Annotated in this window: 27 protein-coding genes and 1 pseudogene; 20 read left to right on the top strand and 8 right to left on the bottom strand. The window is 65.2% G+C overall.

The annotated features are described in order from the left end of the window. From DVS29_RS12630 to cysM, 3 genes and pseudogenes are all read left to right on the top strand, one after another. Positions 1 to 141: pseudogene (locus tag DVS29_RS12630) on the top strand (ADP-glyceromanno-heptose 6-epimerase); the annotation flags it as partial. A gap of 79 nt (positions 142 to 220) precedes the next feature. Further along, complete coding sequence (locus DVS29_RS12625) at positions 221 to 589, top strand: ComEA family DNA-binding protein (protein WP_118180781.1); 369 nt, start codon at positions 221 to 223, stop codon at positions 587 to 589. A 221-nt stretch (positions 590 to 810) separates the two neighbouring features. Then, positions 811 to 1713 carry a cysteine synthase CysM gene (gene cysM / locus DVS29_RS12620; RefSeq protein ID WP_118180780.1) on the top strand — a complete coding sequence of 301 codons (903 nt, stop codon included), beginning with the start codon at positions 811 to 813 and terminating at the stop codon, positions 1711 to 1713. A gap of 8 nt (positions 1714 to 1721) precedes the next feature. Here cysM and mltB read toward each other — a convergent pair whose 3' ends face one another. Further along, positions 1722 to 3047, bottom strand: a complete 1326-nt coding sequence (gene mltB / locus DVS29_RS12615; RefSeq protein ID WP_118180779.1) for a lytic murein transglycosylase B — start codon at positions 3045 to 3047, stop codon at positions 1722 to 1724. Between the two features lie 401 nt (positions 3048 to 3448). On the opposite strand from mltB, the gene DVS29_RS12605 reads away from it, so the two are divergent. Beyond that, complete coding sequence (locus DVS29_RS12605; RefSeq protein ID WP_118180808.1) at positions 3449 to 4372, top strand: histone deacetylase family protein; 924 nt, start codon at positions 3449 to 3451, stop codon at positions 4370 to 4372. A 42-nt stretch (positions 4373 to 4414) separates the two neighbouring features. Then, positions 4415 to 5260, top strand: coding sequence for an enoyl-CoA hydratase (locus DVS29_RS12600; RefSeq protein ID WP_118180777.1), 846 nt, complete (start codon positions 4415 to 4417; stop codon positions 5258 to 5260). Positions 5261 to 5281: 21 nt separating this feature from the next. Here DVS29_RS12600 and DVS29_RS12595 read toward each other — a convergent pair whose 3' ends face one another. Further along, a complete protein-coding gene (locus DVS29_RS12595) occupies positions 5282 to 6199 on the bottom strand; it encodes an alpha/beta hydrolase (RefSeq protein WP_164707900.1) in 918 nt (305 codons plus the stop codon). Positions 6200 to 6430: 231 nt separating this feature from the next. On the opposite strand from DVS29_RS12595, the gene DVS29_RS12590 reads away from it, so the two are divergent. The 6 genes from DVS29_RS12590 (at position 6431) to DVS29_RS12565 (ending at position 12853) form a co-directional block, all read left to right on the top strand. Next, the gene (locus DVS29_RS12590) at positions 6431 to 7465 is read left to right on the top strand and encodes a methionine ABC transporter ATP-binding protein (RefSeq protein WP_118180776.1); all 1035 of its coding nucleotides are present in this window, start codon (positions 6431 to 6433) and stop codon (positions 7463 to 7465) included. Next, on the top strand, positions 7455 to 8108 hold the full coding sequence (locus DVS29_RS12585; protein WP_118180775.1) for a methionine ABC transporter permease: 654 nt from the start codon (positions 7455 to 7457) through the stop codon (positions 8106 to 8108). Before DVS29_RS12590 ends, DVS29_RS12585 begins: the two co-directional genes overlap by 11 nt. Before the next feature lie 56 nt (positions 8109 to 8164). Continuing rightward, the gene (locus DVS29_RS12580) at positions 8165 to 8971 is read left to right on the top strand and encodes a MetQ/NlpA family ABC transporter substrate-binding protein (RefSeq protein WP_118180806.1); all 807 of its coding nucleotides are present in this window, start codon (positions 8165 to 8167) and stop codon (positions 8969 to 8971) included. A 253-nt stretch (positions 8972 to 9224) separates the two neighbouring features. Beyond that, a complete protein-coding gene (locus tag DVS29_RS12575) occupies positions 9225 to 9974 on the top strand; it encodes an electron transfer flavoprotein subunit beta/FixA family protein (RefSeq protein ID WP_118180774.1) in 750 nt (249 codons plus the stop codon). A gap of 33 nt (positions 9975 to 10007) precedes the next feature. Continuing rightward, complete coding sequence (locus DVS29_RS12570; protein WP_118180773.1) at positions 10008 to 10943, top strand: electron transfer flavoprotein subunit alpha/FixB family protein; 936 nt, start codon at positions 10008 to 10010, stop codon at positions 10941 to 10943. 122 nt (positions 10944 to 11065) lie between these two features. Then, on the top strand, positions 11066 to 12853 hold the full coding sequence (locus tag DVS29_RS12565; protein ID WP_118180772.1) for an acyl-CoA dehydrogenase: 1788 nt from the start codon (positions 11066 to 11068) through the stop codon (positions 12851 to 12853). 122 nt (positions 12854 to 12975) lie between these two features. Here DVS29_RS12565 and DVS29_RS12560 read toward each other — a convergent pair whose 3' ends face one another. Continuing rightward, the gene (locus DVS29_RS12560; RefSeq protein ID WP_118180771.1) at positions 12976 to 14262 is read right to left on the bottom strand and encodes a D-amino acid dehydrogenase; all 1287 of its coding nucleotides are present in this window, start codon (positions 14260 to 14262) and stop codon (positions 12976 to 12978) included. A 175-nt stretch (positions 14263 to 14437) separates the two neighbouring features. On the opposite strand from DVS29_RS12560, the gene DVS29_RS12555 reads away from it, so the two are divergent. Continuing rightward, positions 14438 to 14926 (top strand): Lrp/AsnC ligand binding domain-containing protein, encoded by a 489-nt coding sequence (locus DVS29_RS12555; RefSeq protein WP_118180770.1) that lies wholly within the window; start codon positions 14438 to 14440, stop codon positions 14924 to 14926. 183 nt (positions 14927 to 15109) lie between these two features. Then, complete coding sequence (locus DVS29_RS12550; RefSeq protein ID WP_118180769.1) at positions 15110 to 16324, top strand: PA0069 family radical SAM protein; 1215 nt, start codon at positions 15110 to 15112, stop codon at positions 16322 to 16324. Positions 16325 to 16374: 50 nt separating this feature from the next. Here DVS29_RS12550 and DVS29_RS12545 read toward each other — a convergent pair whose 3' ends face one another. Together DVS29_RS12545 and DVS29_RS12540 are read right to left on the bottom strand one after the other, a co-directional pair. Beyond that, positions 16375 to 16842: an NINE protein gene (locus tag DVS29_RS12545; protein WP_118180768.1), complete on the bottom strand. Its 468-nt coding sequence runs from the start codon at positions 16840 to 16842 to the stop codon at positions 16375 to 16377. A gap of 212 nt (positions 16843 to 17054) precedes the next feature. Beyond that, on the bottom strand, positions 17055 to 18134 hold the full coding sequence (locus DVS29_RS12540; RefSeq protein WP_118180805.1) for a PQQ-dependent sugar dehydrogenase: 1080 nt from the start codon (positions 18132 to 18134) through the stop codon (positions 17055 to 17057). 279 nt (positions 18135 to 18413) lie between these two features. On the opposite strand from DVS29_RS12540, the gene rpsP reads away from it, so the two are divergent. The 6 genes from rpsP (at position 18414) to DVS29_RS12510 (ending at position 22678) form a co-directional block, all read left to right on the top strand. Further along, positions 18414 to 18668 (top strand): 30S ribosomal protein S16, encoded by a 255-nt coding sequence (rpsP, locus tag DVS29_RS12535; RefSeq protein ID WP_118180767.1) that lies wholly within the window; start codon positions 18414 to 18416, stop codon positions 18666 to 18668. 64 nt (positions 18669 to 18732) lie between these two features. Next, positions 18733 to 19440 (top strand): ribosome maturation factor RimM, encoded by a 708-nt coding sequence (rimM, locus tag DVS29_RS12530; RefSeq protein ID WP_118180766.1) that lies wholly within the window; start codon positions 18733 to 18735, stop codon positions 19438 to 19440. Between the two features lie 26 nt (positions 19441 to 19466). After that, positions 19467 to 20240, top strand: a complete 774-nt coding sequence (gene trmD / locus DVS29_RS12525; RefSeq protein ID WP_118180765.1) for a tRNA (guanosine(37)-N1)-methyltransferase TrmD — start codon at positions 19467 to 19469, stop codon at positions 20238 to 20240. A 144-nt stretch (positions 20241 to 20384) separates the two neighbouring features. Next, complete coding sequence (gene rplS / locus DVS29_RS12520; protein WP_118180764.1) at positions 20385 to 20777, top strand: 50S ribosomal protein L19; 393 nt, start codon at positions 20385 to 20387, stop codon at positions 20775 to 20777. A gap of 122 nt (positions 20778 to 20899) precedes the next feature. Continuing rightward, complete coding sequence (locus tag DVS29_RS12515; RefSeq protein WP_240655560.1) at positions 20900 to 21628, top strand: CoA pyrophosphatase; 729 nt, start codon at positions 20900 to 20902, stop codon at positions 21626 to 21628. A gap of 111 nt (positions 21629 to 21739) precedes the next feature. Continuing rightward, positions 21740 to 22678: a CobD/CbiB family protein gene (locus DVS29_RS12510; protein ID WP_118180762.1), complete on the top strand. Its 939-nt coding sequence runs from the start codon at positions 21740 to 21742 to the stop codon at positions 22676 to 22678. A gap of 30 nt (positions 22679 to 22708) precedes the next feature. Here the strand turns inward: DVS29_RS12510 and DVS29_RS12505 are convergent, their stop codons facing one another. The 3 genes from DVS29_RS12505 to DVS29_RS12495 are packed head-to-tail and all read right to left on the bottom strand — an operon-like array spanning position 22709 to position 25320. Beyond that, positions 22709 to 23032: a putative signal transducing protein gene (locus tag DVS29_RS12505; protein ID WP_118180761.1), complete on the bottom strand. Its 324-nt coding sequence runs from the start codon at positions 23030 to 23032 to the stop codon at positions 22709 to 22711. A 60-nt stretch (positions 23033 to 23092) separates the two neighbouring features. Next, positions 23093 to 24064, bottom strand: coding sequence for a ribosome small subunit-dependent GTPase A (rsgA, locus tag DVS29_RS12500; RefSeq protein ID WP_118180760.1), 972 nt, complete (start codon positions 24062 to 24064; stop codon positions 23093 to 23095). Next, entirely contained in the window at positions 24061 to 25320 is a 1260-nt protein-coding gene (locus tag DVS29_RS12495; protein WP_118180759.1) for a M48 family metallopeptidase, read from the bottom strand. Before DVS29_RS12495 ends, rsgA begins: the two co-directional genes overlap by 4 nt. Before the next feature lie 188 nt (positions 25321 to 25508). Here DVS29_RS12495 and orn point away from each other — a divergent pair, with 188 nt between their 5' ends. Next, a complete protein-coding gene (gene orn / locus DVS29_RS12490) occupies positions 25509 to 26132 on the top strand; it encodes an oligoribonuclease (protein ID WP_118180758.1) in 624 nt (207 codons plus the stop codon). Positions 26133 to 26143: the final 11 nt, after the last annotated feature.

Here is a 26143-nt window from a genome sequence, read left to right as displayed (position 1 = left end):
CCGGATGCGCTGCGCGGCAAGTATCAGTGCTTCACGCAGGCGGACCAGACGAAGCTGCGCGCGGCGGGCTACGACGCGCCGTTCCTGAGCGTACAGGAAGGCGTGGATCGCTACGTACGTTGGCTGTCCGGCCAGGTGTGACGTAAGCGCCGTTATCCCTACACTGGCTTCTCCTGGCCGGCGATCGTCGCCGGCCGGTCGCACCAGGGAGAAGCCCATCATGTTGAAGAAAATCCTCGTTACGGCGGCCATGCTCGCCGCGTTCGGCCACGCCTGCGCTACGGTCGACGTCAACACCGCGAACGAAGACGCGCTGCGCAGCATCAAGGGCATCGGCCCCTCGAAAGCGAAGTCGATTCTCGACGAACGCACCGCGCACGGTCCGTTCAAGGACCCGAGCAATCTGGCCAAACGCGTCAAGGGCATGGGTGGCCATACCGTCGAGCGTCTGCAGGCGGAGGGCCTGGCCGTGGGTCCGGTTGACGCTGCTGGTGGCGCGCAAGCTGCAAACGCGCAGAACAAGACTGGCGCCGCGCAGACCACGGCCGCCGGGCAGAAGAGCGATGCTGCTGTGGTCGTGAAGAAGTAACCGCGCAATCGCGCACACGCTCACTCCTTCAGTCACCGCTCGGATGACTGCTTCCCGCGGCGTGGGGCCGCGGGTTTTTTGCGTTGACGAACGCTTCGTGCTCGACGCGCGCCTGCCTCGGTTGACCCATGCGGCAAAGAGGGGCTGCCCGGCATATCACGTCATGCTGGTTTAGAATCGGTCAATCCAGCACTTCGCGCATCGCTCGCAACGCAACCGACATGGCTTACAAAACGATTGAAGACACGATCGGCAACACGCCGCTCGTGCAGCTCGTCCGGATTCCCGACGACGAGATCCGCGCCCGCAACAACGTGATTCTGGCGAAGCTCGAAGGCAACAACCCGGCGGGATCGGTGAAGGACCGGCCGGCACTGTCGATGATCAGCAAGGCCGAGCAGCGCGGCCGCATCAAGCCGGGCGATACGCTGATCGAAGCGACGAGCGGCAACACCGGCATCGCGCTCGCGATGGCCGCGGCGGTGCGCGGCTACAAGATGCTGCTGATCATGCCGGAAGATCTTTCGGTCGAACGCCGCCAGAGCATGGCCGCGTATGGCGCGCAGATCCTGCTGACGCCGGTCAAGGGTGGCATGGAATACGCGCGCGATCTCGCGGAACAGATGCAGTGCGAAGGCAAGGGCATCATCCTCGACCAGTTCGCGAACCCGGACAATCCGCTGGCCCACTACGAAAGCACGGGCCCGGAAATCTGGCGCGATACCGAAGGGCGCATCACGCACTTCGTATCGTCGATGGGCACGACGGGCACGATCATGGGCACGTCGCAGTTCCTCAAGGAAAAGAACAGCGCGATCGAGATCGTCGGTGCGCAGCCTGAAGAGGGCTCGCGCATTCCGGGCATCCGCAAATGGCCCGAAGCATACATGCCGAAGATCTTCGACCGCAGCCGTGTGGATCGCGTCGAGAACGTGGGTCAGGCTGCCGCGGAAGCGATGGCGCGCCGGCTGGCGTCCGTCGAAGGCATCTTCGCGGGTATCTCGTCGGGTGGCGCATGCGAAGTCGCGGTGCGCGTCGCGCGGCAAGTCGAGAACGCGACGATCGTGTTCATCGTCTGCGATCGCGGCGACCGCTATCTGTCGACGGGTGTGTTTCCTGCCTGAAATCGCGCCTAGTACTGCGTCGTCACACCGCCCGACGCGGGCGGCGTGACCGACACGCCCGGCACGGGTGTTGCGGGCGGAATCTCTGACTGCGCGGGAGCAGGTTGCGCAGGCGCCGCGGGCATCGAAGGTTGCACGGCTCCGGGCGCAGGCGTCGGTGCAGTAGCAGGCGCTGGTGCAGCACCAGGCATAGCAGCGCCAGGCGCAGCCGGAACACCCGGCGTCGCGCCAACAGTCCCCACCCCACCTGTCGCATCGAGCTGCGCCTTCACGCGCTGACCGAGCTGGTACACGGAAAGCGCGTAAAAGAAGCTGCGGTTGTAGCGCGTCAGCACATAGAAGTTCTTCAATCCCAGCACATAGGCGGTGGGTTGCCCGGGTGTCGGCAGATCGACGACCGTGACCGGCGTGCCGGCTTCGGACGCGAGATCGAGATCAGGCTCGTTCATCAGCATGCCGGCGCGCAGTAATTGCGCGAGTGCCCAGTGCGGCTCCGGCTGTCCGTCCGCCGCGGCCTGCGCGATCCCCTGACTGCCCGCGTCCGACGCGATGTTCCAGATCACCGGCCGGCCCGTTTCCCAGCCGTTCTGCTTCAGATAGTTCGCGACGCTGCCGATCGCGTCGGTCGGGCTGTTGCGCAGATCGATCTGCTTGTTGCCGTCGTAAGGGACCGCGTATTGCACGATGCTGCTCGGCAGGAACTGCGGAATGCCGATCGCGCCGGTGTACGAACCGAGCACGGTGGTCGGATCGATCTGCGAATCGCGCGTCCACACCAGATAATCTTCGAGGTTCTTGCGGAACGTCTGCTCGCGATCGGCGCGATTCGGTGTGTTCGGGTAATCGAACGACAGCGTGGTCAGCGCATCGAGCACGCGGAAGTTGCCCATGTAGCGACCATAGATCGTCTCGACGCCGAGAATGCCCACGATCACTTCCGGCGGCACGCCGTACTCGTCGTACGCACGTTGCAGCGTGGCCGCGTTCGCGCGCCAGAAGCGCACGCCGGCATTGATGCGCACCGCGTCCAGAAAGCGCGCCTGATACGCGCGCCAGTTCTTGACCGAAGGCAATGTCGACGGCGTGACGAGTTTCACCGCGGTCGCCGAGTAGCTGACGTTCGCGAACAGCGCGTGCAGCTTGTCGGGATCGAAGTCGTAGCGCGCGACCATGTCGTTGATGAAGCCGTCGACGTCCGGGTTGTTCGCGTAGCGCTGCGGGACAATCTCTTCCTCGAACGTCTGCCCTTGCTGCACGCTCGGTTGCGGCTGCGCCTGCGCGACCAGCATCGACGTCTTCTTGCCCGGCACGTTCTGCGCATGCGCCGTGCCCATGCCCGCCAGCAACGCCCACGCGAGCCCGAGCGCGGCAGCCGCCGCAGACGCACGCGGCCGGTTGCGGGCGGTCGAGGCGGACGAAGCGGGGGAAGCGGAGCGAGCGGGCAGCGCGACGGTCATCATGTACGGGAGCCGGATGGAAGGGGTGAGCTGGATGAGGCAAGTACCGGCGCAGTATACCCGAGCGGTTTGACACTGCCGTCCACGTTGGCCAGTGTGCATAGGCCGTTCGGCGTGGGCCGGATACGAGAGCGAAACGCGCGGCGGGAGAGCGGACCGGCACCGCGTCGCATCGATCGCGCGGCGTGTGGTAAGTTGACGAGTATTGCGTCCGGTAGCGGCGCGCATATGACGGAGACATGCCGCGCGGCCACGCCCAGGCGGCAGAAGAAAAACTCATGGCTACTGGCTTTTATTCCCACGCTGACTGTCTGAAGCACGAGATGGGTCAATGGCATCCGGAGTGCCCGGGTCGCCTGCAGGCCATCGAAGACCAGCTGATCGCGAGCCGCATCGAAGCGCTGATCGAGCGCGCGTCCCCACCGCTTGCCGACGAGGAGGCGCTGCTGCGCGTCCACACCCAGGCGCATGTCGACTACGTGCGCAGCGTCGCGCCGGAACACGGCTACGCGGCGATCGATCCCGACACGACGATGAACCCGTATACGTGGCAGGCGGCGCTGCGCGCGGCCGGCGCCGCGATCGCCGCGACGGATGCCGTGATCGAAGGCCGCTACGACAACGCGTTCTGCAGCGTGCGACCGCCGGGCCACCACGCGGAGCCCGCGCGCGCGATGGGCTTCTGCTTCTTCAACAACGTCGCGATCGCCGCGCGCCATGCGCTCGAAGTGCACGGCCTCGAACGCGTCGCGGTGATCGACTTCGACGTGCACCACGGCAACGGCACCGAAGCCGCGTTTTCGGGCGATCCGCGGGTGCTGATGTGCAGCTTCTTCCAGCACCCGTTCTATCCGTATTCCGGCACCGAGAACCAGGCGCCGAACATGGTCAACCTGCCGTTGCCGGCGCGCACGACGGGCATGGTGATGCGCGAAGCCGTCGAGATGATGTGGATGCCGAGGCTCGACGCATTCAAGCCGCAGATGATCTTCGTATCGGCCGGGTTCGACGCGCATCGCGAAGACGATCTCGGCAACATGGGTCTCGTCGAAGACGACTACACGTGGCTCACGGAACGCATTCGCGAAGTCGCGAACCGTCATGCGCGCGGCCGTATCGTCAGCACGCTCGAAGGCGGCTACAACCTGTCGGCGCTGGGACGCAGCGTCGTCGCGCACGTGCGGGCGCTGGCCGACATCTAGCCGGCACGCGGCGAAGCAGCACGCGCATCATCAGGAGCCCAGATGAACGACACTTCGACATCGCATCGCGGACACGTAAAGACCGATGCAGCACAAGCGCCCGCCGCCGACGCACTGATCGACATCGCGCACGACGCGTACGGTGTGCCCGGCGTCACGCGGCTCACGCTGAACCGGCCGGACGCGTTCAACGCGCTGTCCGAAGCGCTGCTCGATGCGCTTCAGCGCGCGCTGGACACGGCGGCGCAATCGGATGCGCGGGTCGTGGTGATCGCGGCGGCGGGACGCGCATTCTGCGCGGGGCACGACCTGAAGGAAATGCGCGCCGCGCCGTCGCTCGACTACTACCAGAAGCTCTTCGCGCGCTGCACGAAAGTGATGCTGACGATCCAGCGGATGCCGCAGCCGGTGATCGCGCGTGTGCAGGGCATCGCGACCGCGGCCGGCTGTCAGCTGGTGGCGATGTGCGATCTCGCGGTGGCCGCGGAGACGGCGCGCTTCGCGGTGTCGGGCGTGAATCTCGGTCTCTTCTGCGCGACGCCTTCGGTGCCGCTGTCGCGCAACCTGTCGCGCAAGGCGGCGCTGGAGATGCTGCTCACCGGTGACTTCATCGATGCGCACACCGCGCGCGCACAGGGTCTCGTGAATCGCGTCGTCGCGGCGGACCAGCTCGACGCCGAGCTCGCGAAGCTCGCCGCGAGCATCTGCGCTAAGCCGGCCGAAGCCGTGCGCGCGGGCAAAGGGCTCTTCTACCGGCAGCTCGAAATGGGCATCGAAGCCGCGTATCAGCTCGCGGGCCAGACGATGGCCTGCAACATGATGGACGCCGATGCGCTCGAAGGCGTACAGGCGTTCATCGACAAACGCGATCCAGCCTGGAAGCGCTGAAGGGCGCTTCCACACCCGAGCTCATCGCGCGCGTTGCACGATCCACTTCACGAGCGCGTCGATCACGCGGTCGCGATCGAGGTCGTTCATCGTTTCGTGGAATGCGCCTTCATAGAGCGTCAAAGTCTTGTCCGGCGACCCCGCCTCGGCGCCGAAGGTGCGGCTGCCGTCCGGTTCGGTGAGCTTGTCGCGCGTGCCGTGATAAACGAGCACCGGCAGACGTAGCGACGCACGGCCTGCTTCGATGCGCTGCATCGCCAGCAGGATTTCCGCGCCGGTGCGCGCGGGCACGGCGCCGTGGTGCACGAGCGGGTCGTTGCGGTTCGCATCCACGACGGCCGGATCGCGCGACAGCAGCGCCGCATCGATTTTCATCGCCGGAAAACGCGGCCAGACCCGGCTGATGAACTGGCTCATCGAGAGCATCCAGCGCGGCACGTCGTGGCCGGGCGCGAGCGCGGGGCTCGACAGGATCAGTCCAGCGAACGGTTGCGAAGACTCGGGCGCGTGTTCAACCGCGAGTTCAACGGCGTGTTCGACCGCATAAAGCGCCGCGATCGCACCGCCCATGCTGTGTCCCATCAGGAAGAGCGGCGTGCCGCTCTGCTCGGCGATCCGACCCGCCGCGTCGACCAGCGCGCGACAGTCGTGCAGATAGTCGTCGAAGCGCTCGATCCACGCTCGCTCGCCCGGCGCCTTGCCGTGCCCGCGCAGATCGATTGCGACGAGTTCGATGCCGGCGGCGTTCAGCCGCTCGGCAAGCGGCGCGTAGCGGCCGGCGTGTTCGGCGAGCCCGTGCACCAGCGCAACCGTCGCGCGTGCCGCGCCTGCTGGTTGCCAGCGGTAAAGCGGCAGCACGACACCGTCGGCGGTCGTCACGCTCCAGCCGGCGCCGGCACGTGTGGTCGAACCGGCAGCGGCGGTCTGGGAGGTCTCCATGGGGATCCTGTCGTTGTTTTGATCGGCACGATGATAGACGGCAGTCGCCGTTGTTCGCGAGTGGTGCGGGTGGATTCGTCCTCTAATTCCTGTGTGTTATGAAGGAAGCGGAATTGATTATTAGAGGAAATGTGAGAGGGTCGGGTAAAATCGCGCCTCACATTCAGACATAAGAGACGGCGGCTGACGGAGGGCTTCGTGCACCTCGCTCAGGCTGCCGTTTTTGTTTTCATGATCGAACTACGTAATCTCTCACAGCGCTTCCCGGGGCCACGCGGTTGGATCGAAGCGCTGCACGACGTCAACCTGTCGATCCCGCAGGGCGAGGTCTTCGGCATCATCGGCCGCAGCGGCGCGGGCAAGAGCACGCTGGTGCGCACCATCAACCTGCTGACGCGTCCGAGCGAAGGCAGCGTGATCGTCGACGGCCGCGATCTGACCACGCTGCCTGCCGCGCAGCTGCGTGAAGCGCGCCGCGAAATCGGCATGATCTTCCAGCACTTCAACCTGCTGTCGTCGCGCACGGTGTACGGGAACGTCGCGCTGCCGCTCGAGATGGCCGGCATGCCGCGCGCCGAGATCGAGGCGACGGTGCTGCCGCTCCTCGACCTGGTCGGCCTGTCCGCGCAGAAGGACCGCCATCCGGCGCAGATCAGCGGCGGCCAGAAGCAGCGCGTCGGCATTGCGCGGGCGCTCGCGAGCAAACCGAAGGTGCTGCTCTCCGACGAAGCGACCTCCGCGCTCGACCCCGAAACCACGCGCGCGATTCTCGATCTGCTGAAGCGCATCAATCGCGAACTCGGCCTGACGATCGTGCTGATCACGCACCAGATGGACGTGATCAAGCAGGTGTGCGATCGCGTCGCGGTGCTCGATGCGGGACGCGTGGTCGAACAGGGCAAGGTGATCGACGTGTTCCTGCAGCCGCATCACGAAGTGACGCGCGCGCTGATCGGCGACGTGATCGCGCAGGACCTGCCGCCCGCGATGAAGGCGCGTGTTGCCGAGCGGCTGAAGACGGGCAGCGGCCATCTGCTGCGGCTCGCGTTCACAGGTTCGGGCGTCGACCAGCCGATTTTGTCGGAGACGATTCGCCGTTACGAACTCGATTTCAACATCCTGCATGGCCAGATCGACGAGATCCAGGGGCAGGCGTTCGGTTCGCTCGCGGTGCTCGCGGGCGGCGAGCCGGTGAAGGTTGTGGAAGCGTTGCGCTATCTGCGCGAGCAAGGTGTGGTGGTGGAGGAGCTGTCGTATGTTGAGTGAGATGTTCGATATGTTCGTGCAGTCGTTCTGGGAGACGCTGGTCATGGTCGGCATCTCGGGACTCATCGGCGCGGCCGTCGGGCTGCCGCTTGGCGTGCTGCTGTATCTGACCGATCGCCAGGGCGTGCTGCAGAACCTCGGCGTGAACCGCGTGCTCGGCGTGATCGTCAACGCGGTGCGCTCCACGCCGTTCATCATCCTGCTCGTCGCGGTGATCCCGTTCACGCGGCTCGTGGTGGGCACGTCGATCGGGACCGCCGCGGCCGTCGTGCCATTGACGATCGCGGCCGCGCCGTTCATCGCCCGGCTCGTCGAGACGGCGCTGCGCGAAGTGGACCGCGGTTTGATCGAAGCCGCGCAGGCGATGGGCGCGACGACCCGTCAGATCGTGTTCAAGGTGCTGCTGCCGGAATCGCTGCCGGGCATCGTCGCGGGCCTCACGATCACGTTCGTATCGCTCGTCGGCTACTCGGCGATGGCGGGCGCGATCGGCGGCGGCGGTCTTGGCGATCTCGGCATCCGCTATGGCTATCAGCGCTTTCTGCCCGAGGTGATGGTCACGGTCGTCGTGATCCTGATCGTGTTCGTGCAACTCGTGCAGTCGTTCGGGGATTGGCTCGTGCGTCGCTTGAGCCATAAATAAAACAACCGCGCGGCGCACGCGTGCCGCGTGCTTCAGTCTTTAGACAAAGGTTGGTCATGCAACGTCGATTCATGCTCAAGCTCGCGGCCGCGTTTGGCGCCGCGACGCTTATCGCTACCGCTACCGCTACTGCCGCGCACGCGGACGAAACCATCAAGGTCGGTGTCACCGGCGGTCCGCACGCGCAGGTGATGGAAGTGGTGAAGAAGGTCGCCGCGAAGAATGGGCTCAATATCCAGATCGTCGAGTTCTCCGACTACGTGCAACCGAACGCGGCGCTCGCCGGCGGCGATCTCGATGCGAACAGCTACCAGCACGATCCGTATCTCGAAGCGCAGGTGAAGGATCGCGGCTACAAGCTGATCCGCGTTGCCGACACGCTGACGTTCCCGATGGGGCTGTACTCGAAGAAGGTGAAGTCGCTGGCTGCGTTGCCGGTGGGCGCGAAGATCGCGGTGCCGAACGATCCGACGAATGGCGGTCGCGCACTGCTGTTGCTGCAGAAGCAGGGGCTGCTGAAGCTGCGCGCCGATGCCGGCCTGAAGGCGACGCCGCTCGACGTCGTCGACAATCCGAAGAAGCTGAAGCTCGTCGAGCTCGACGCCGCGCAGATTCCGCGCTCGCTCGACGACGTCGACGCGGCCGCGATCAACACCAACTTCGCGATGCAGGCGGGCCTGCAGCCCACCCGCGATGCGATTGCGATCGAAGATCCGCGCGGCCCGTACGTGAACGTCATCGCGATCCGCGAAGCGGACCGCAACAAGCCATGGGTCGCGAAGCTGGTCGCGGCCTACCATTCGCCGGAAGTGAAGCAGTACATCGCGACGACCTTCGGCGGCGCCGTGATCGCCGGCTGGTAAGGCTCGCGGGCGGTCTATCTCGAAATTAGAGGCCCGGATCGGCAACCCGGACTTGGCGGCCGGGTTTTTTATCCCGTAAAATAGAACGACCGTTCGCTATCGTTGGTCTCAACCTGCAAGGCGATATTCTCGATGCCAGCAGCCCGCGCGCGATTTTGCCTGCGGCTTGCCCGGCGGTTTGCCGTCAGGCGAGCCGAAGGCAGTCGCTATAATGTCCGCTGGGTTGACGTATTCGTAACTTTGGAGCGTGTGCATGAAAATCCTTGTGCCAGTGAAGAGAGTGGTCGACTACAACGTGAAGGTCCGTGTGAAGTCGGACAACACGGGCGTCGACATCGCGAACGTGAAGATGTCGATGAACCCGTTCGACGAAATCGCCGTGGAAGAAGCGGTGCGTTTGAAGGAAGCGGGCGTGGCGACGGAAGTGATCGCGGTGTCCTGCGGTGTCACGCAGTCGCAGGAAACGCTGCGCACGGCGCTCGCGATCGGCGCGGACCGCGCGATCCTGATCGAATCGAACGAAGAACTTCAGCCGCTCGCTGTGGCGAAGCTGCTGAAGGCTTTGGTGGACAAAGAACAGCCTTCGCTGGTCATTCTCGGCAAGCAGGCCATCGACGACGATTCGAACCAGACGGGCCAGATGCTCGCTGCGCTCGCGAATCTGCCGCAAGCCACGTTCGCTTCGAAGGTGACGGTTGCGGACGGCAAGGCGACGGTCGCGCGCGAAGTGGACGGCGGCGCGGAAACGCTGTCGCTGACGCTGCCGGCTGTGGTGACGACGGACCTGCGCCTCAATGAGCCGCGCTACGTCACGCTGCCGAACATCATGAAGGCGAAGAAGAAGCCGCTCGAAACGCTGAAGCCGGAAGACCTCGGTGTGGACGTGAAGCCGCGCCTGAAGACGCTGAAGGTCAGCGAACCGCCGAAGCGTGCAGCCGGCGTGAAGGTGCCGGACGTGAAGACGCTGGTCGAGAAGCTGAAGACCGAAGCGAAGGTGCTCTAAGCACGCGGCCAACGGAAAGCGGAGACGAAACACATGACTATTCTGGTTATTGCGGAACACGACAACGCGTCGGTGAAGGCTGCCACGCTGAACACGGTTGCAGCGGCGCAGAAGATTGGTGGCGACGTGCACGTGCTGATCGCCGGTCACAACGCGCAGGGCGCGGCGGATGCAGCAGCGAAGATTGCGGGCGTGGCAAAGGTGCTGCTGGCCGATGCGCCGCAGCTTGAAGCGGGCCTCGCGGAAAACGTCGAAGCGACGGTGCTCAACATCGCGAAGGACTACTCGCATATCCTCGCGCCGGCGACCGCGTACGGCAAGAACATCGCGCCGCGTATCGCGGCGAAGCTCGACGTCGCGCAGATCAGCGACATCACTGCAGTGGATAGCGCCGATACGTTCGAACGTCCGATCTACGCGGGCAACGCGATTGCGATCGTGCAGTCGGCAGATCCGGTCAAGGTCATTACGGTGCGTTCGACGGGTTTCGATCCGGTCGCAGCCGAAGGCGGCAGTGCAGCGGTCGAGAAGATCGAAGCGGCAGCCGACGCAGGCATCTCGCAGTTCGTGAGCCGTGAAGTGACGAAGCTGGACCGTCCGGAACTGACGAGCGCGAACATCATCGTGTCGGGCGGCCGCGGTCTGGGCAGCGGCGAGAATTACACGCAGGTGCTCGAGCCGCTGGCGGACAAGCTCGGCGCGGCGCTGGGCGCATCGCGCGCGGCAGTCGATGCGGGTTACGTGCCGAACGACTATCAGGTCGGCCAGACCGGCAAGATCGTCGCGCCGCAGCTGTACGTGGCGGTCGGCATCTCGGGTGCGATCCAGCATCTGGCCGGCATGAAGGACTCGAAGGTGATCGTCGCGATCAACAAGGACGAAGAAGCGCCAATTTTCAGCGTGGCGGACTACGGCCTCGTCGGCGATCTGTTCGCCGTCGTGCCGGAACTGGTCAAAGAGCTGGGCTGAGCGCGCACCACGCCTTCGCGTGAGCGAGGGCGTCTGAAACAAACGTAAAAGGGGCGCTGGGACCGCACGGTCCGGCGCCCTTTTTACATCGAGACATCATCGGAAACCTCGGAGGAGACGACATGTATCACGCGCCGATCAAGGACATGCTGTTCGCGATGAAGGAGCTGGCGGGCCTCGCCGACATCGCCGCATTGCCCGGCTTCGAAGATGCGAACGAAGAGACCGCGCAGGCCGTACTCGAGGAAGCCGCGAAGCTGTGCGGCGAAGTGCTCGCGCCGCTGAACGTGGAAGGCGATCGCAATCCGAGCAGCTGGAAGAACGGCAATGTGACCGCCTCGCCGGGGTTCAAGGATGCGTTTCGTCAGTTCTCCGAAGGAGGCTGGCAAGGTGTGCAGCATCCGGCTGAATACGAAGGCCAGGGACTGCCCAAGCTGATCGCGACACCGTGTGTCGAGATGCTGAACGCGTCGAACCTGTCATTCGCGCTGTGCCCGTTGCTGACCGACGGCGCGATCGAAGCGCTGTTGACCGCGGGCAGCGAAGCGCAAAAGCAGCGCTTCGTGCCGAAGCTGATCTCGGGCGAGTGGACCGGCACGATGAACCTCACCGAGCCGCAGGCGGGCTCCGACCTCGCGCTGGTGCGCACGCGCGCCGAGCCGCAGGGCGATGGCAACTACAGGATCTTCGGCACGAAGATCTTCATCACGTGGGGCGAGCACGACATGGCGAAGAACATCGTCCATCTCGTGCTGGCGCGCACGCCCGATGCGCCGCCCGGCGTGAAAGGCATTTCGCTCTTCATCGTGCCGAAGTTCCACGTCAAGGCAGACGGCTCGCTGGGCGAGCGCAACGACGTGCACTGCGTGTCGATCGAGCACAAGCTCGGCATCAAGGCGAGCCCCACTGCGGTGCTGCAGTTCGGCGACCACGGCGGCGCGATCGGGCAACTGATCGGCGAGGAGAATCGCGGCCTCGAATACATGTTCATCATGATGAACGCGGCGCGCTTCGCGGTCGGCATGCAGGGCGTCGGCGTGTCGGATCGCGCGTATCAGAAGGCGGTCGAGTACGCGCGCGAACGCGTGCAGAGCCGTCCCGTCGACGGTTCGGCGCGCGAGGCCGTGACCATCATCCATCACCCGGACGTGCGCCGCATGCTGTCGACGATGCGCGCACTGACCGAAGCGTCGCGCGCGCTCGCGTATGTCGCGGCCGCGCACTGCGATATCGCGCACCGTCATCCGAACGGCGCGAAGCGCGCCGAGCATCAAGCCATCTACGAATACCTCGTGCCGATCGTGAAGGGCTGGAGCACCGAACTGTCGATCGACGTGACGAGCCTCGGCGTGCAGGTGCACGGCGGCATGGGCTTCATCGAGGAAACGGGCGCCGCGCAGTACTACCGCGACGCGCGCATCCTGCCGATCTACGAAGGCACCACCGCGATCCAGGCGAACGATCTGGTCGGCCGCAAGACGCTGCGCGACAGCGGCGCAGTGGCGGAGCGGCTGCTGAGCGGCATCGGCGAAACGGTGAGCGCGCTGAAGAAGCAGAACGGCCCCGCGTTCCGTTCGATGGCGACGCAGCTCGAAGCGGGGCAGCGCGCGTTGACGTCGGTGGTCGAGTATGTCGTGAAGCACGGTCAGCACGATCCGAACGCGGTGTTCGCGGGCAGCGTGCCGTATCTGAAGCTCGCGGGCATCGTGCTGGGCGGCTGGCAGATGGCGCGCGCGCTGCTCGTGGCTTCGGCGAAGAAGAGCAACGATCCGTCGTTCTACGAAGCAAAGATCGCGACCGCGCAGTTCTATGCGGAGCACGTGCTGTCGCAGGCGGGCGCGCTCGAAACGGCGATCGTCAGCGCGAAGGGCGGCGAGGGTGTGCTGGCGCTGAGCGCGGAGCAGTTCTAGTTTTTGCTCGGGCTACTGCGAGCTGAAATGAAAAACGGCGCCCGAATTTCGGGCGCCGTTTGCGTGTGTAGCGCTTTTAAAAGCGCGGCGCGCGGTTGCGAGCCTTGTGTCGTGTCGTTGAATCAGGCGTACGCCGGACGATGCGCGCCGCCCGTTTCGCCGAGATAGCGATGCACGGACAGATCGTCCGCGCGGATCGCGGGCTGCTTGCCCGACATCAGGTCCGCGAGCAGCTGACCTGAGCCGCAGGACATCGTCCAGCCGAGCGTGCCGTGTCCCGTGTTCAGGAACAGGTTCGAAACAGGCGTGCGACCGACGATCGGCGTGCCGTCCGGCGTCATCGGACGCAGGCCGGTCCAGAACGTCGCCTTCGACGTATCGCCGCCGCCCGGGAACAGATCGTTCACGCACAGTTCGAGCGTTTCGCGGCGCGCGTTGCGCAGTTTCTTGTCGAAGCCGACGATTTCCGCCATGCCGCCCACGCGGATGCGGTCGTCGAAACGCGTGATCGCGATCTTGTACGTCTCGTCGAGCACTGTCGACACCGGCGCGGCCTTCGCGTCGACGATCGGCGCGGTGATCGAATAGCCCTTCAGCGGATACACCGGGATCTTCACGATGCCGGACAGGAATTGCGTCGAGTACGAACCGAGCGCGACGACGAACGCATCCGCCTTCACGAGCTCGCTGCCGCACTGCACGCCGGCGATGCGGCCGCCTGCCATCGCGAGCGCGTCGATCGACGTGTTGAAGCGGAATTTCACGCCCAGCTCCGCGGCCATCGCGGCAAGGCGCGTGGTGAAGAGCTGGCAGTCGCCGGTTTCGTCGCCGGGCAGACGCAGACCCCCTGTCAGCTTGTGCGAGGTCGCGGCGAGCGCGGGCTCGGCCTTTGCGAGCTCTGCGGGCGAAAGCAGTTCGAACGGCACGTTCGCTTCCTTCAGCACGGAGATGTCCTTCGCGGCGCCTTCGAGTTGCTGCTGCGTGCGGAACAGCTGCAGCGTGCCGCCCGTGCGGCCTTCGTACTGGATGCCCGTGTCGGCGCGCAGCGCCTGCAGGCAGTCGCGGCTGTATTCGGCGAGACGCACCATGCGGCCCTTGTTGGTCTCGTAGCGCTCAGCCGTGCAGTTCTGCAGCATCTGCCACATCCACTGCAGCTGGAATTTCGTGCCGTCCAGGCGGATGGCGAGCGGCGCGTGCTTCTGGAACATCCACTTGACGGCCTTCATCGGCACGCCGGGCGCAGCCCACGGCGACGCATAACCCGGCGAGATCTGGCCGGCGTTCGCAAAGCTGGTTTCGAGCGCGGGACCGGCCTCGCGGTCGATCACCGTCACTTCGTGACCGGCGCGTGCAAGATAATAGGCGCTCGTGACCCCAACGACACCACTTCCCAGAATGACGACTCGCATGACTGCTCCCAGAATTTCGGATGGCTGGCACGGTTCGTCGGTCCGATCGGCGCAGCGCGATGGGTGTTGCGATGCGCTGAAACCTGTGTTTTGACGTTTGGCCAGTAATTAGCGCTATGCTATTGTGTTGATGGCAGTTTTTGTTATTGTATTTAGTCAATTTTCAGAAAATACCATGCGTACACAGCGTCAGCCGGTCCGGACTCTCGACAAGCTCGATCACCGCATCCTGAAACTGCTGCAGGAAGACGGCCGGATGGCGATGAAGGACCTCGCCGAACACGTCGGCCTGTCGGTCACGCCGTGCATCGAGCGGGTGCGGCGAATGGAGCGCGACGGCGTGATCACCGGCTACCACGCGCGCGTGAATCCGGCCGAGCTGGGCGCGGCGCTGCTGGTGTTCGTCGAGATCACGCTCGACCACAAGAGCGGCAACATGTTCGACCAGTTCCGGCGCGAGGTGCAGAAGATTCCCGAAGTGCTGGAGTGCCATCTCGTGTCGGGCGACTTCGACTATCTGATCAAGGCGCGGATCGGCGAAATGGCCGACTACCGCAAGCTGCTCGGCGACATGCTGCTGCAGCTGCCGGGCGCCGTGCAGTCGAAGAGCTACGTGGTGATGGAGGAGATCAAGGAGACGCTGAAGATCGCGATCGGCGACTAGCGCCGCTGGCCGGGCCCGGTGCACGACCACGGTTCCGTCTCGATTTAAAGCGCTCGACAAGCAGCCCTGATACTGTATATTTATACAGTATCAGGGCTGCTTTGCATTGGGTGCTGCCGGTCCTTCTGGATCTGGGTGACTCATGCTGGCAAGGCGGCCCTCAGCCAGTGTTTTTTACTACCCGTGACCGATCCCGACGCCGATTTTCCTGCCGAATTTCCCGTTGCTCCGCCAGTGCCCCACAAAGGCCGCGGCGCGGTAACGAATCTGCAGGGCCGCTACGAAGTCGACCAGCGCGAAGCGGTCGACGACGGCTGGCTGCACGTCGCGCCGGCCGAAGGCGACGAAGGGGGCGAAGGGGGCGAAGGGGACGACAACGCGCCGGCGCTGCGCACCCGGGTGTTCGACGAGCGCGCGAAGAGCATCCTGACACGCAATGCATCGCCGGATATCCCGTTCAATGTGTCGCTCAATCCGTATCGCGGGTGCGAGCACGGCTGCATCTACTGCTTCGCGCGGCCTACGCACAGCTATCTGGGGCTGTCGCCGGGGCTCGACTTCGAAAGCCGTATCTATGTGAAGGTCAACGCGCCGGAGCTGCTGCTGCACGAGCTGTCGAAGCCGCGCTATGTGCCGGAGCCGATCGCGCTCGGCGTCAACACCGATGCGTGGCAGCCGGTGGAGCGCGACCTGCGGCTGACGAGGCGGATTATCCAGGTGCTGCACGACCGCGGCCACCCGTTCGCGGCGATCACGAAGTCGTCGCTGATCGAACGCGAACTCGACCTGCTCGCGCCGATGGCTGAGCGTGGTCAAGTGATGGCGGCCATCACGATTACCACGCTCGATGCCGATATCGCTCGCACGCTGGAGCCGCGTGCGGCCACCCCGGCGCGGCGGCTCAGAACGATCCGTACGCTGGCCGAGGCGGGCGTGCCGGTCGGCGTGAGCATCGCGCCGATCATCCCGTTCGTGACGGACCAGGATATGGAGCGCGTGCTGGAGGCCTGCGCGGAAGCGGGCGCGACGAGCGCGAGCTATATCGTGCTGCGGCTGCCCTGGGAGGTCGCGCCGCTCTTCAAGGAATGGCTGGCCGCGCATTTTCCCGATCGGGCGGCGCGTGTGATGAATCGCGTCCACGACATGCGCGGCGGCAAGGACTACGACTCGACGTTTTCGAAGCGGATGAAAGGCGAGGGGCTCTGGGCGGATCTGCTCAAACAGCGGTTCGCCAAGGCCGTGCGGCGGCTGGGGATGAATGCCCGCAACCACGGCATTCTCGATATGTCGCATTTCCGGCGGCCGGAGTCGCCGCTTGCGGCGGCTGCGCGCTCCGGTTCCGGCTCCGGTTCAACGCAGCGCGACGGAGGAGGCGATCCGCAACTCGATCTGTTCTGATTCGATGCGTTGGCACGTCCAGGTCTATTGCCCGGGTCTATTGTCCAGGCCTATTGCGACAGCGCCTTCGCCGCTTGAACCTGCGATTCGTAGTAGGTCTGGAACGCGAACGCGAGACCGGACATCAGCAGGAACGCGCCGATCAAGAGCGAGAAGATCACGACGAAGATCACCGCCCAGCCCGACTGGCTGCGGCGCTGACGGTTCGCGTTGAACTGCGCGTCCCAGCGCTCGTCAGGGCGCAGTCCGTAGACGATGGCCGCGAGGAACGCCGCGAACAGCGAAACCGCACCCGGCACGACGAGAATCCAGCCGAACGTCGATGCCCGTTCAGTGGCGATCAGCAGAAGCAGCCCTGGCACACCGACGATCGTCGCGACGATGTGTATCCAGGCGTACAGGTCGCGCTTGCCGTACAGATAGAAGCGATGCGCGCCGACGCTGCCGAGGAAGAAGGCGAGGGTGGCGGTCAGGGTCTTGGAGCGGAAGTACGGGAAATCCGAAGCAGCGGTGGACATGGAGGCGATCGGCTTGAAACGGGTGTCGGTGAGCCGGCAGGCGATTCGACAGGATTGGGTGGCGTGCGACGTCGCGCATTTTACGCTGTGCGTGCTGGCGCGAACGGGAACGTGACGCGCCTCGGGCGCGTCACGTTCGAGGCTGGTGTGATGGATGGGTCGACCGAAGTGTCTTGAAGTGCCTCGCGCTGCCTCAGTCGCCGCGAGTCACCTCAAGGCGCCGAATACGTGACCCGATAGATCGCGCCGGCGTAGTCGTCGCTGATCAGCAGCGAGCCGTCGGGCATCGGCAGCACGTCCGCGGGGCGGCCCCAGACCTTCTCGCCCGGCTGCAGCCACCCTTCGGCGAAGACCTGCTGTCGCGCGCCGCTGCCGTCGGGGTTCACGATCACGCGCACCACGCGGTAGCCGACCTTCTTGCTGCGGTTCCACGAGCCGTGTTCGGCGATGAAGATGTTGTCGCGATAGTCGGCGGGGAACATCGAGCCGGTATAGAAGCGCATGCCAAGCGACGCGACGTGCGCGCCGAGTTTCGCAACCGGCGGCGTGAAGTCGCTGCACGAATGGCCCTTGCCGTATTCCGGGTCCAGGACGTCGCCGCCGTGGCAGTACGGGTAGCCGAAGTCCATGCCGGCGCGGGGCGCGCGGTTCAGCTTGTCGTCGGGCACGTCGTCGCCCATCAGGTCGCGGCCGTTGTCGGTGAACCACAGTTCGTGCGTGACCGGATGCCACGCGAAGCCGACCGTATTGCGGATGCCGAACTCGATGGTCTCGTAGTGGCTGCCGTCGACGTTCATCCGGCCGATCATCGCGTAGCGGTTGCGGTCCGGCTGGCAGATGTTGCACGGCGCGCCCTGCGGCACGTACAGCTTGCCGTCCGGGCCGAAGGCGATGAATTTCCAGCCGTGGTGACGATCGGTCGGCAACCCGGCGGTTACCGTAACGGGCGCGGGCGGCGCGTCGAGGTGGCTGTCGATCCCATCGAAACGCACGATCTTCGACACGGCGGACACGTACAGCGCGCCGTCCCGCCAGGCCACGCCCACCGGCATTTCGAGCCCGGACGCGATCACGTGGACCGCGGTGGCGCGGCCGTCGCGCAGCTCGAGCGCGTAGACATGGCCGTCGAAGCTGCCGGCGTACAGGATGCCCTTCGGCGACAGCGCCATCTCACGCGCGGCCGCCACCTGGTCGGACAGCACGTCGATGTGAAAGCCCGGCGGCAGCTTGATCTCGTCGACCGGTAGCGCCGCATGGGCGGGTGTGGCGAGCGCGGCGAGCGCCGTCAGCAGCGCGTTGACAAGCCAGCCGGCGAGAGCACGAAACCGGGCATGAAATCGAACACGAAGCCGCGGCCACGCGAAGCGGCCGGCAATGGCGGGCGGTGCAGGTACGGATGTCACGGCGTCCCCCTCAGGCTTGATGTCTGATTGCGGCCCGGTTCTGCGGGCAATGCGGCCGGTGCACGCGGCATTCCCAACATTATCGTTCTAAGTGTTTGTTATGGCGTCGCTTTCGGGCTATAATCGCGTGTTTCAGTAGTTCCGAACCCGGTTTTCAAGGAATTTCGTATGGTCATCATCCGCTTGGCTCGTGGCGGCTCGAAGAAGCGCCCGTTCTACAACATCGTCGCAACTGATTCGCGTAACCGCCGTGACGGCCGCTTCATCGAGCGCGTGGGTTTCTACAACCCGGTCGCGACGAAGGGCGAATCGCTGCGTATCGCTCAAGACCGTCTGACGTACTGGCAAGGCGTTGGCGCCCAGCTGTCGGATACGGTCGCGCGCCTCGTGAAGGAAGCGCAAAAGGCTCAACCGGCTGCTTAAGCGCTGGTAGCTGACTGTTTTACATCAGGTTTCGTGTGGCTGCATGTAGCCGTGGGGATGACCGTTGACTGCGCGTGATTCAGGCGGCGCAGGCCGCGCCAAGGGCGAGGGCCGCGCCGCTGCGTCGTTCGGGGCGTTCGTACGCAAGCCGGTCGAGCGCGATCCTGCGGCGTCCGCCGAGGCGCAGGTGCCCGCGGTGGCGGAGCCGGCTGAATCCGCCGTCTGCCCGGACGACGTCGTCGAAGTCGGCGCCATCGTCGACGCCTACGGTCTGAAAGGCTGGGTCAAGGTTGCCGCGCATGCGGACGCCGGCCGTGGCGGCGATGCGCTCTTGAGCGCAAAGCGCTGGTGGCTGCAGAAAGGCGCCGAGCGCCGCGCGGTTCGTGCATTGCGGGCGAAGGTCCATAGCGACCACATCGTCGCGCAGTTCGCGGAAACGGCGGATCGCGACGAAGCGCTGGCGCTGCGCGGCTATCGCATCTCGATCAGCCGCGGCGAGTTTCCCGCACTCGAAGCCGATGAGTTTTACTGGATCGACTTGATCGGCCTCGCGGTCGTCAACGAAGCCGGCGTTGCGCTCGGCACCGTGGCCGACATGATCGACAACGGCGCGCACTCGGTCATGCGCGTCGAGTATCCGGTGGACGGCAAGAGCGGCAAGGATGGCAAGCCGCTCGTCGGCGAGCGTCTGATTCCGTTCGTCGGCGTCTACGTCAAAACGGTCGACCAGGCGGCGAAGCAGATCACCGTCAGCTGGGAAGCCGATTACTGAACACGTTTCGCTGAACGGAGAGAGCGATGCAGTTCGATGTCGTCACGCTCTTTCCCGAGATGTTCCGCGCGCTGACCGATTGGGGCATTACCAGCCGGGCGGCGAAGCAGGCGCGTTACGGTTTGCGCACGTGGAATCCGCGCGATTTCACGGCGGATAACTACCGTACCGTCGACGATCGTCCTTATGGCGGCGGTCCGGGCATGGTGATGCTGGCCAGGCCGCTCGAAGACGCGATCGGCGCGGCGAAAGCGGCGCAGGCGGCGCAGGGCATCGGCGCCGACGGTACACGTGTGGTGATGATGTCGCCGCAAGGCGGAACGCTGAACCACGAGCGCGTGATGCAGCTCGCGCAGCAGCCTGGTCTCGTCGTATTGTGCGGCCGCTACGAAGCGATCGATCAACGCCTGATCGATCGTTGCGTGGACGAAGAAATCAGCCTCGGCGATTTCGTGCTGTCCGGCGGAGAACTGCCGGCCATGGCGCTGATGGACGCAATCGTGCGCCAGTTGCCGGGCGTGCTGAACGATGCGCAGTCGGCGGTGCAGGACAGTTTCGTCGATGGCCTGCTGGATTGTCCGCATTACACGCGACCCGAGGAATACCTGGGCGAGCGGGTGCCCGATGTGCTGCTCGGCGGCCATCATGCGGAGATCGAGCTGTGGCGCCGCCGCGAGGCGCTGCGCAATACGTGGCTGAAGCGTCCCGATCTGGTCGATCGGGCCAGAAAGAACCAGTTGTTGAGCCGTGCCGACGAGGCATGGCTCGCAAATCTCGCCAAAGAGGCAAAGCAGGGCTGATGTCCTGCCGCCCGGAAGCGGGAACCAGGCGGTGCCGCCCATGCGTGGTCGGCGCCAGTTGTGAATCCATCCTCTATCGGGGCCGTATTCCTTGCGAAAGCAAGGCAGGCGCGAACGCCGACAAGATGGCATAAGGAGTCAAACGTGAATCTGATTGCAAAACTCGAGCAGGAAGAAATCGAGCGCGCGCTCGCAGGCAAGACCATCCCCGAATTCGCACCGGGCGATACGGTGATCGTCAGCGTGAACGTCGTCGAAGGTACCCGTAAGCGCGTTCAGGCTTACGAAGGCGTCGTGATCGCGAAGCGCAACCGTGGCCTCAATTCGTCGTTCATCGTCCGCAAGATTTCGTCGGGCGAAGGCGTCGAGCGTACGTTCCAGACCTACTCGCCGCTGCTCGCCAGCATCGTCGTGAAGCGTCGCGGTGACGTCCGTCGCGCGAAGCTGTACTACCTCCGCGAACGTTCGGGCAAGTCGGCCCGGATCAAGGAAAAGCTGGTGTCGAAAGACCGCGCAGCTGCCGCCGCGCAGGAGTAAAAGCTGTAAGGAAAAGCACCCCTCGCGGGTGCTTTTTTCATTTCCGGGCCAAAATGTCGTCAGTCGGCGATCGGAGCTGTTTCCGGTTGCCCGCTCGGCCACCCAGTAACCCGCGAGACCCCGTGATTCGCCGTCCCATCTTCGATCCCGAAACCCTGCCTGTCGAGTCGACCGGCGTCCGCTTGCCGCCGGTCGACCCACGCAAGCTGACGCCCGACAGTCTGCGCGCCCGTTTCAAACAGCAACTGCCGTGGGAACAGGAATCGCGCGAGGTGAAGTGGCGCGAGGACATCGATCCGCGCATCGCGTCGGTGCTCGTGCCGCTCGTCGTGCGCGACGCGGGCCTCACGGTGTTGCTCACGCAACGAGCCGATCATCTGAACGATCACGCCGGCCAGGTGAGCTTTCCCGGCGGCCGCCAGGAGCCGGAAGACGCGGACTCGGTCGCCACTGCGCTGCGTGAGGCGCAGGAAGAGATCGGTCTCGACCCTTCGCGCGTCGAGGTGCTGGGTTCGCTGCCCGAGTATCTGACCGGCACCGGCTTCAACGTGACGCCAGTGGTGGGCCTCGTGCATCCGCCGTTCGAGGTCGCGCCGGATTCGCTCGAAGTCGCGTCGATCTTCGAAGTGCCGTTGAGCTTTCTGATGGACCCGGCTCACCACGAGATCCGCGTGCTGCGCTGGGAGGGCGGCGAACGGCGCTTTTTCTCGATGCCGTATCCGCGCGAGCCGGATGCCGCCTCCGCGTCCGCCGCACAAGCGCGGGAGCTGGACGACCTGTCCGCTTATTACTTCATCTGGGGCGCCACGGCCGGCATGCTGCGCAACTTCTATCGGTATCTGGCCGTCTGAGCGAGGGGCGCAGCACGAGTGCCGTTTCCCCGCAACGGCTGTCCAGGGTCATCCGACCCTGTGCTATCGTTACAAGACAATCGTAAAAACTCGAATCGCTCGGCGCATCGCATGACTTTTTTCTCCGTATTGCTGGCACTCATCATCGAACAGATGCGCGCGTTGTCGCCGAACAATCCGGTGTCCGCGCTGCTTCAATATCATGCGGAGTCGGCGGCGCAGGGGTTCGATGCCGGCAAGCAGAAACACGGTGTGCTCGCGTGGCTCGCGGTGGTACTGCCGTGGACGCTCGCCGTCGCGCTCGTCTACTACGTGCTGTATCACATCAGCTTCGTGCTGGCGTTCCTGTGGAACGTCGCGATCGTCTACTTCACGCTCGGTTTCCGGCAGTTCAGCCACTATTTCACCGACATCCATCTCGCGCTCAACAACGACGACGTGCCGCGTGCCCGCGAGATCCTGACGGAATGGACCGGCATGGATACGCTCGACATGCCCGTCAGCGAGATCGTGCGTCACACGCTGATCCACGCGGTGGTCGCGTCGCATCGCCATGTGTTCGGCGTGTTTTTCTGGTTTCTGGTGCCGATCGGTCCGGCGGGCGCGGTGCTGTATCGCATCGCCGAGTATCTGGCACGTACGTGGTCCGAGCCGGCCGCGGATCGCACCGCGGCGTTCTCCACGTTCGCGCAGCGCGCGTTCTTCGTGATCGACTGGGTGCCCGCGCGGCTGACGTCGCTCGGCTTCGCGATCGTCGGCAACTTCGAAGACGCGATCTACGCGTGGCGCAACCACGCGCGGCAATGGCCCGACCCGAACGACGGCGTGCTGCTCGCCGCGGGCAGCGGCGCGCTGGGCGCGCGTCTGGCCGGCCCGCTTGCGGAGCAATCCAGCCTCGATGCTTTGTCCACGGGCGACGGCGGTGTGATGCCGGTCGGCGACGACTGCACGCCGCGCACGCTGCAATCGGCGGTGGGCCTCGTGTGGCGCGCGGTGATCCTGTGGATGATCCTGCTGTTGATGCTCACGATCGCCGTGTGGGTCGCGTAACCGTAGCCACAACCGCAACCGCAGCAACCCTCACCCATCCAGCGGATCGCGCGCCGTTCCGCACTGCCAGCAGACCGTGAACTGCGCCTCCAGCGTCTCCCCGCATTGCCGGCAGCGCCATGGCGGCGCATCCGGCGACGGCCCGCGCTTCGCCGCGTCGATCAGCCGAAGCGCGATCATCTCGTCGCGCTCGTCCATCAGCCATAGCTCCGGCGCGCACTGGTCGGCGGGAATCTCGCCGAGTGCGCCGTTCAGATAGCAGTTGTGGAGTTCGCAACGGATCCCGGCGACGGCGAGCACGTTGACCCAATGCTGGCCGATCACGAGATTCGGTGCGCGCATGAGTCGGAGCATGTGAATGGGCCGGACAGGTAGGGCAGTAGGGCAGCGGGACGGACCGTGGCGCCGCGCGCGTCAGCGCACGATCTGGCTCGCTTCGTGGACAAGCTGCGCATACAGCGCGTGCCGCGTCTTCCCGATGCGGCCACCTTCGACGGCGTCGAGAATCGCGCAGCCCGGTTCGTGCAGATGATGGCAGTTGTAGAACCGGCAGTTTGGCAAGAGCGGCCGGAACTCCGGAAACGCGCGCTCCAGCTTGCCTTCGGTCAGGTGATGCAGGCCGAACTCCTGGAAGCCTGGCGAATCGATCAGCGCGCCTGCGTGCGAATCGTGACGGTCGAGCGGATAGAGCCGCGTGAACGTGGTGGTGTGGCGGCCGCTGTTCAGCGCGGTCGAAATCTCGCGGGTCGCGGCTTCGGCGTCGGGAACCAGCAGGTTCACGAGCGTCGATTTGCCCATGCCCGACTGGCCGAGCAGCAGCGTCGCATGCTCGCGCAGATGCCCGGACAGCACCTCGAGCGCTTCGTCCTGACGCGTCTTCACGGACACTTCCAGCACCGTATAACCCAGCTCGCGATACGGCGCGAGCCGTTCGCGCGCGAGCGGCAACGCGCTCTCCACATCGATCTTGTTCAGCACGATCACCGGTTTCAGCTCGTTGGCTTCGGCTGCGACGAGCGCGCGGCCGAGCAGGTCTTCGCTGAAATGCGGTTCAGTGGCGAGCACGATCAGCAACTGGTCCAGATTCGCCGCGAACAGCTTCGACTTGTACTGATCCGACCGGTACAGCAGGTTGCGCCGGATATCGATCTCGACGATCACGCCCTGGTCGGCGGAGGTCGGTTCGTAGATCACGCGGTCGCCCACCGCGATTTCGCTGCGCTTGCCGCGCGGAAAGCATTGCAGCGGCGCGCCGCCGCTCTCGGGCGCCACGAGGTAGTGACGGCCGTGCGCCGCGATCACGAGACCATGCACGCGTGCCGAACCGCCGGCGTTCCGGGCAGCGCCGCCGCCACCGCGCGCGCCCTTCGAAGGACGCCCGCTCATGCGTGCCGCAACAGACGGTCGATGCGCTGCGACGCCGGCGGATGCGAGTAGTAGAACGCCGTGTAGACCGGGTCGGGCGTGAGCGTCGACGCGTTGTCTTCGTAAAGCTTCACCAGCGCGTTGACGAGGTCCTGCGCGTCCGTCTGCGTCGCCGCGAACGCGTCTGCCTCGAACTCGTGCTTGCGCGAGCTCAGGCTGCCGAGCGGTGTCACGAAGAACGCGAACACCGGCAGCGCGAGGAAGAACAGCACGAGCGCCAGCCCCTGATTGCCGCCGAGGATGGACGGCCGCACGCCGAGCCCTTCGTAGAACCATACGCGCTGCGACAGCCAGCCGAGCAGCGCGAGCATCACGAGGCTGAGCCCGAAAATCACGACCATCCGCTTGATCACGTGACGCCGCTTGAAGTGGCCGAGTTCGTGCGCGAGCACCGCCTCGATCTCGCTGCCCGACAGGCGCGCGATCAGCGTATCGAAGAACACGATGCGCTTTGCCGCGCCGAAGCCGGTGAAATACGCGTTGCCGTGCGCCGAGCGGCGGCTGCCGTCCATCACGAAGAGGCCCTTCGCCGCGAAGCCGCAGCGTTTCATCAGGCCTTCGATGCGCGAGCGAAGCGCGTCATCCGTCAGCGGCTCGAACTTGTTGAAGAACGGCGCGATGAACGTGGGGTACAGCACCAGCACGAGCATCTGGAACACGACCCAGACGACCCACGTCCACAGCCACCACAGCGAACCCGCCTGCGTCATCAGCCACAGCACGACGAACAGCAGCGGCAGGCCGAGCACGACGCCGAACAGCACGCCCTTCACGCGGTCGCTGACGAAGATCGCGCGCGTCATCCGGTTGAAGCCGAAGCGCTCCTCGACGACGAACTGGCGGTAGTAGTCGAACGGCAGATCGATGATGCCGGTGATCGCGATGACCGCCGCGACGAGCCCGATCTGGCCCAGGCAGCCGCGGCCGAGCCAGCCGCTGATCGCGAAGTCCAGCGCCTGCACGCCGCCGAGCAGCGTGAGGCCGATCAGCACCGCGGCGCCGACCACGATCTCGAGCATCGTGAGGCGCGTGCGTTCGATCGTGTAGTCGGCTGCGCGCTGATGCGCGCTCAACTGGATCGTCTGCTCGAACTGCTGCGGCACCTGGCCGCGATGCGCGGCGACGAAGCGGATCTGGCGCGACGCGAGCCACAGTTTGGTCGCGACCATCGCCACCACGGCGATGACGAAAACGGCGGTGAAGATCAGGTTGGGCATCCGGGGAACTCGTGGTATCTATGCGACAATTATATGTGCTCGCCGTCCGGCGGGCTCGCTCCCGCAAACTGCTATTCCGGCGCGCCGCCGGCCTTCGCTTCGCCCCGTCAGTTCGCCCCGTCGGTTCGCACCGGGCGAGGGCGGCCGGGCGCCACCGATTCCGCTTCCGCTTCCCAAGGCTGCCTCACATGACCGACAACCTCGAACCCGCCAACCAGCCGACGCTCGAACGCAGCGACATGAACCTGATCTGGCTCGACATGGAGATGACGGGTCTCGAACCGGATACCGACCGCATCATCGAGATCGCGGTCGTCGTGACGAATTCGAATCTGGACAAGGTCGTCGAAGGACCCGTGCTCGCCATTCATCAGAGCGACGAAACGCTCGACAGGATGGACGACTGGAACAAGAACACGCATGGCCGCTCGGGCCTGATCGACCGGGTGCGCGCATCCACGGTCACGGAAGCCGACGCCACCGAGCAGATCCGCGCGTTTCTCGGCCAGTTCGTGCCGCCCGGCAAGTCGCCGATGTGCGGCAACTCGATCTGCCAGGACCGCCGTTTCATGGCGCGCTGGATGCCCGAGCTCGAGCGCTTCTTCCACTACCGCAATCTGGACGTGAGCACGCTGAAGGAACTGTGCCGCCGCTGGATGCCGGCCACTTACAAGGGCTTCCAGAAGCGCGCGATGCACACCGCGCTCGCCGACATCCACGAATCGATCGACGAGCTGCGCTACTACCGCGAGCACTTCCTCGTGCCGGCCGCGAGCGTGCCGCTGGCCGTGGATCAGCCCGCCCCGAAGTAAGCGCGGGGCAT

Source organism: Paraburkholderia phosphatilytica (genome assembly GCF_003443895.1).
Lineage (GTDB): Bacteria > Pseudomonadota > Gammaproteobacteria > Burkholderiales > Burkholderiaceae > Paraburkholderia > Paraburkholderia phosphatilytica.
This window is presented reverse-complemented; position numbering and strand designations above follow the sequence as displayed.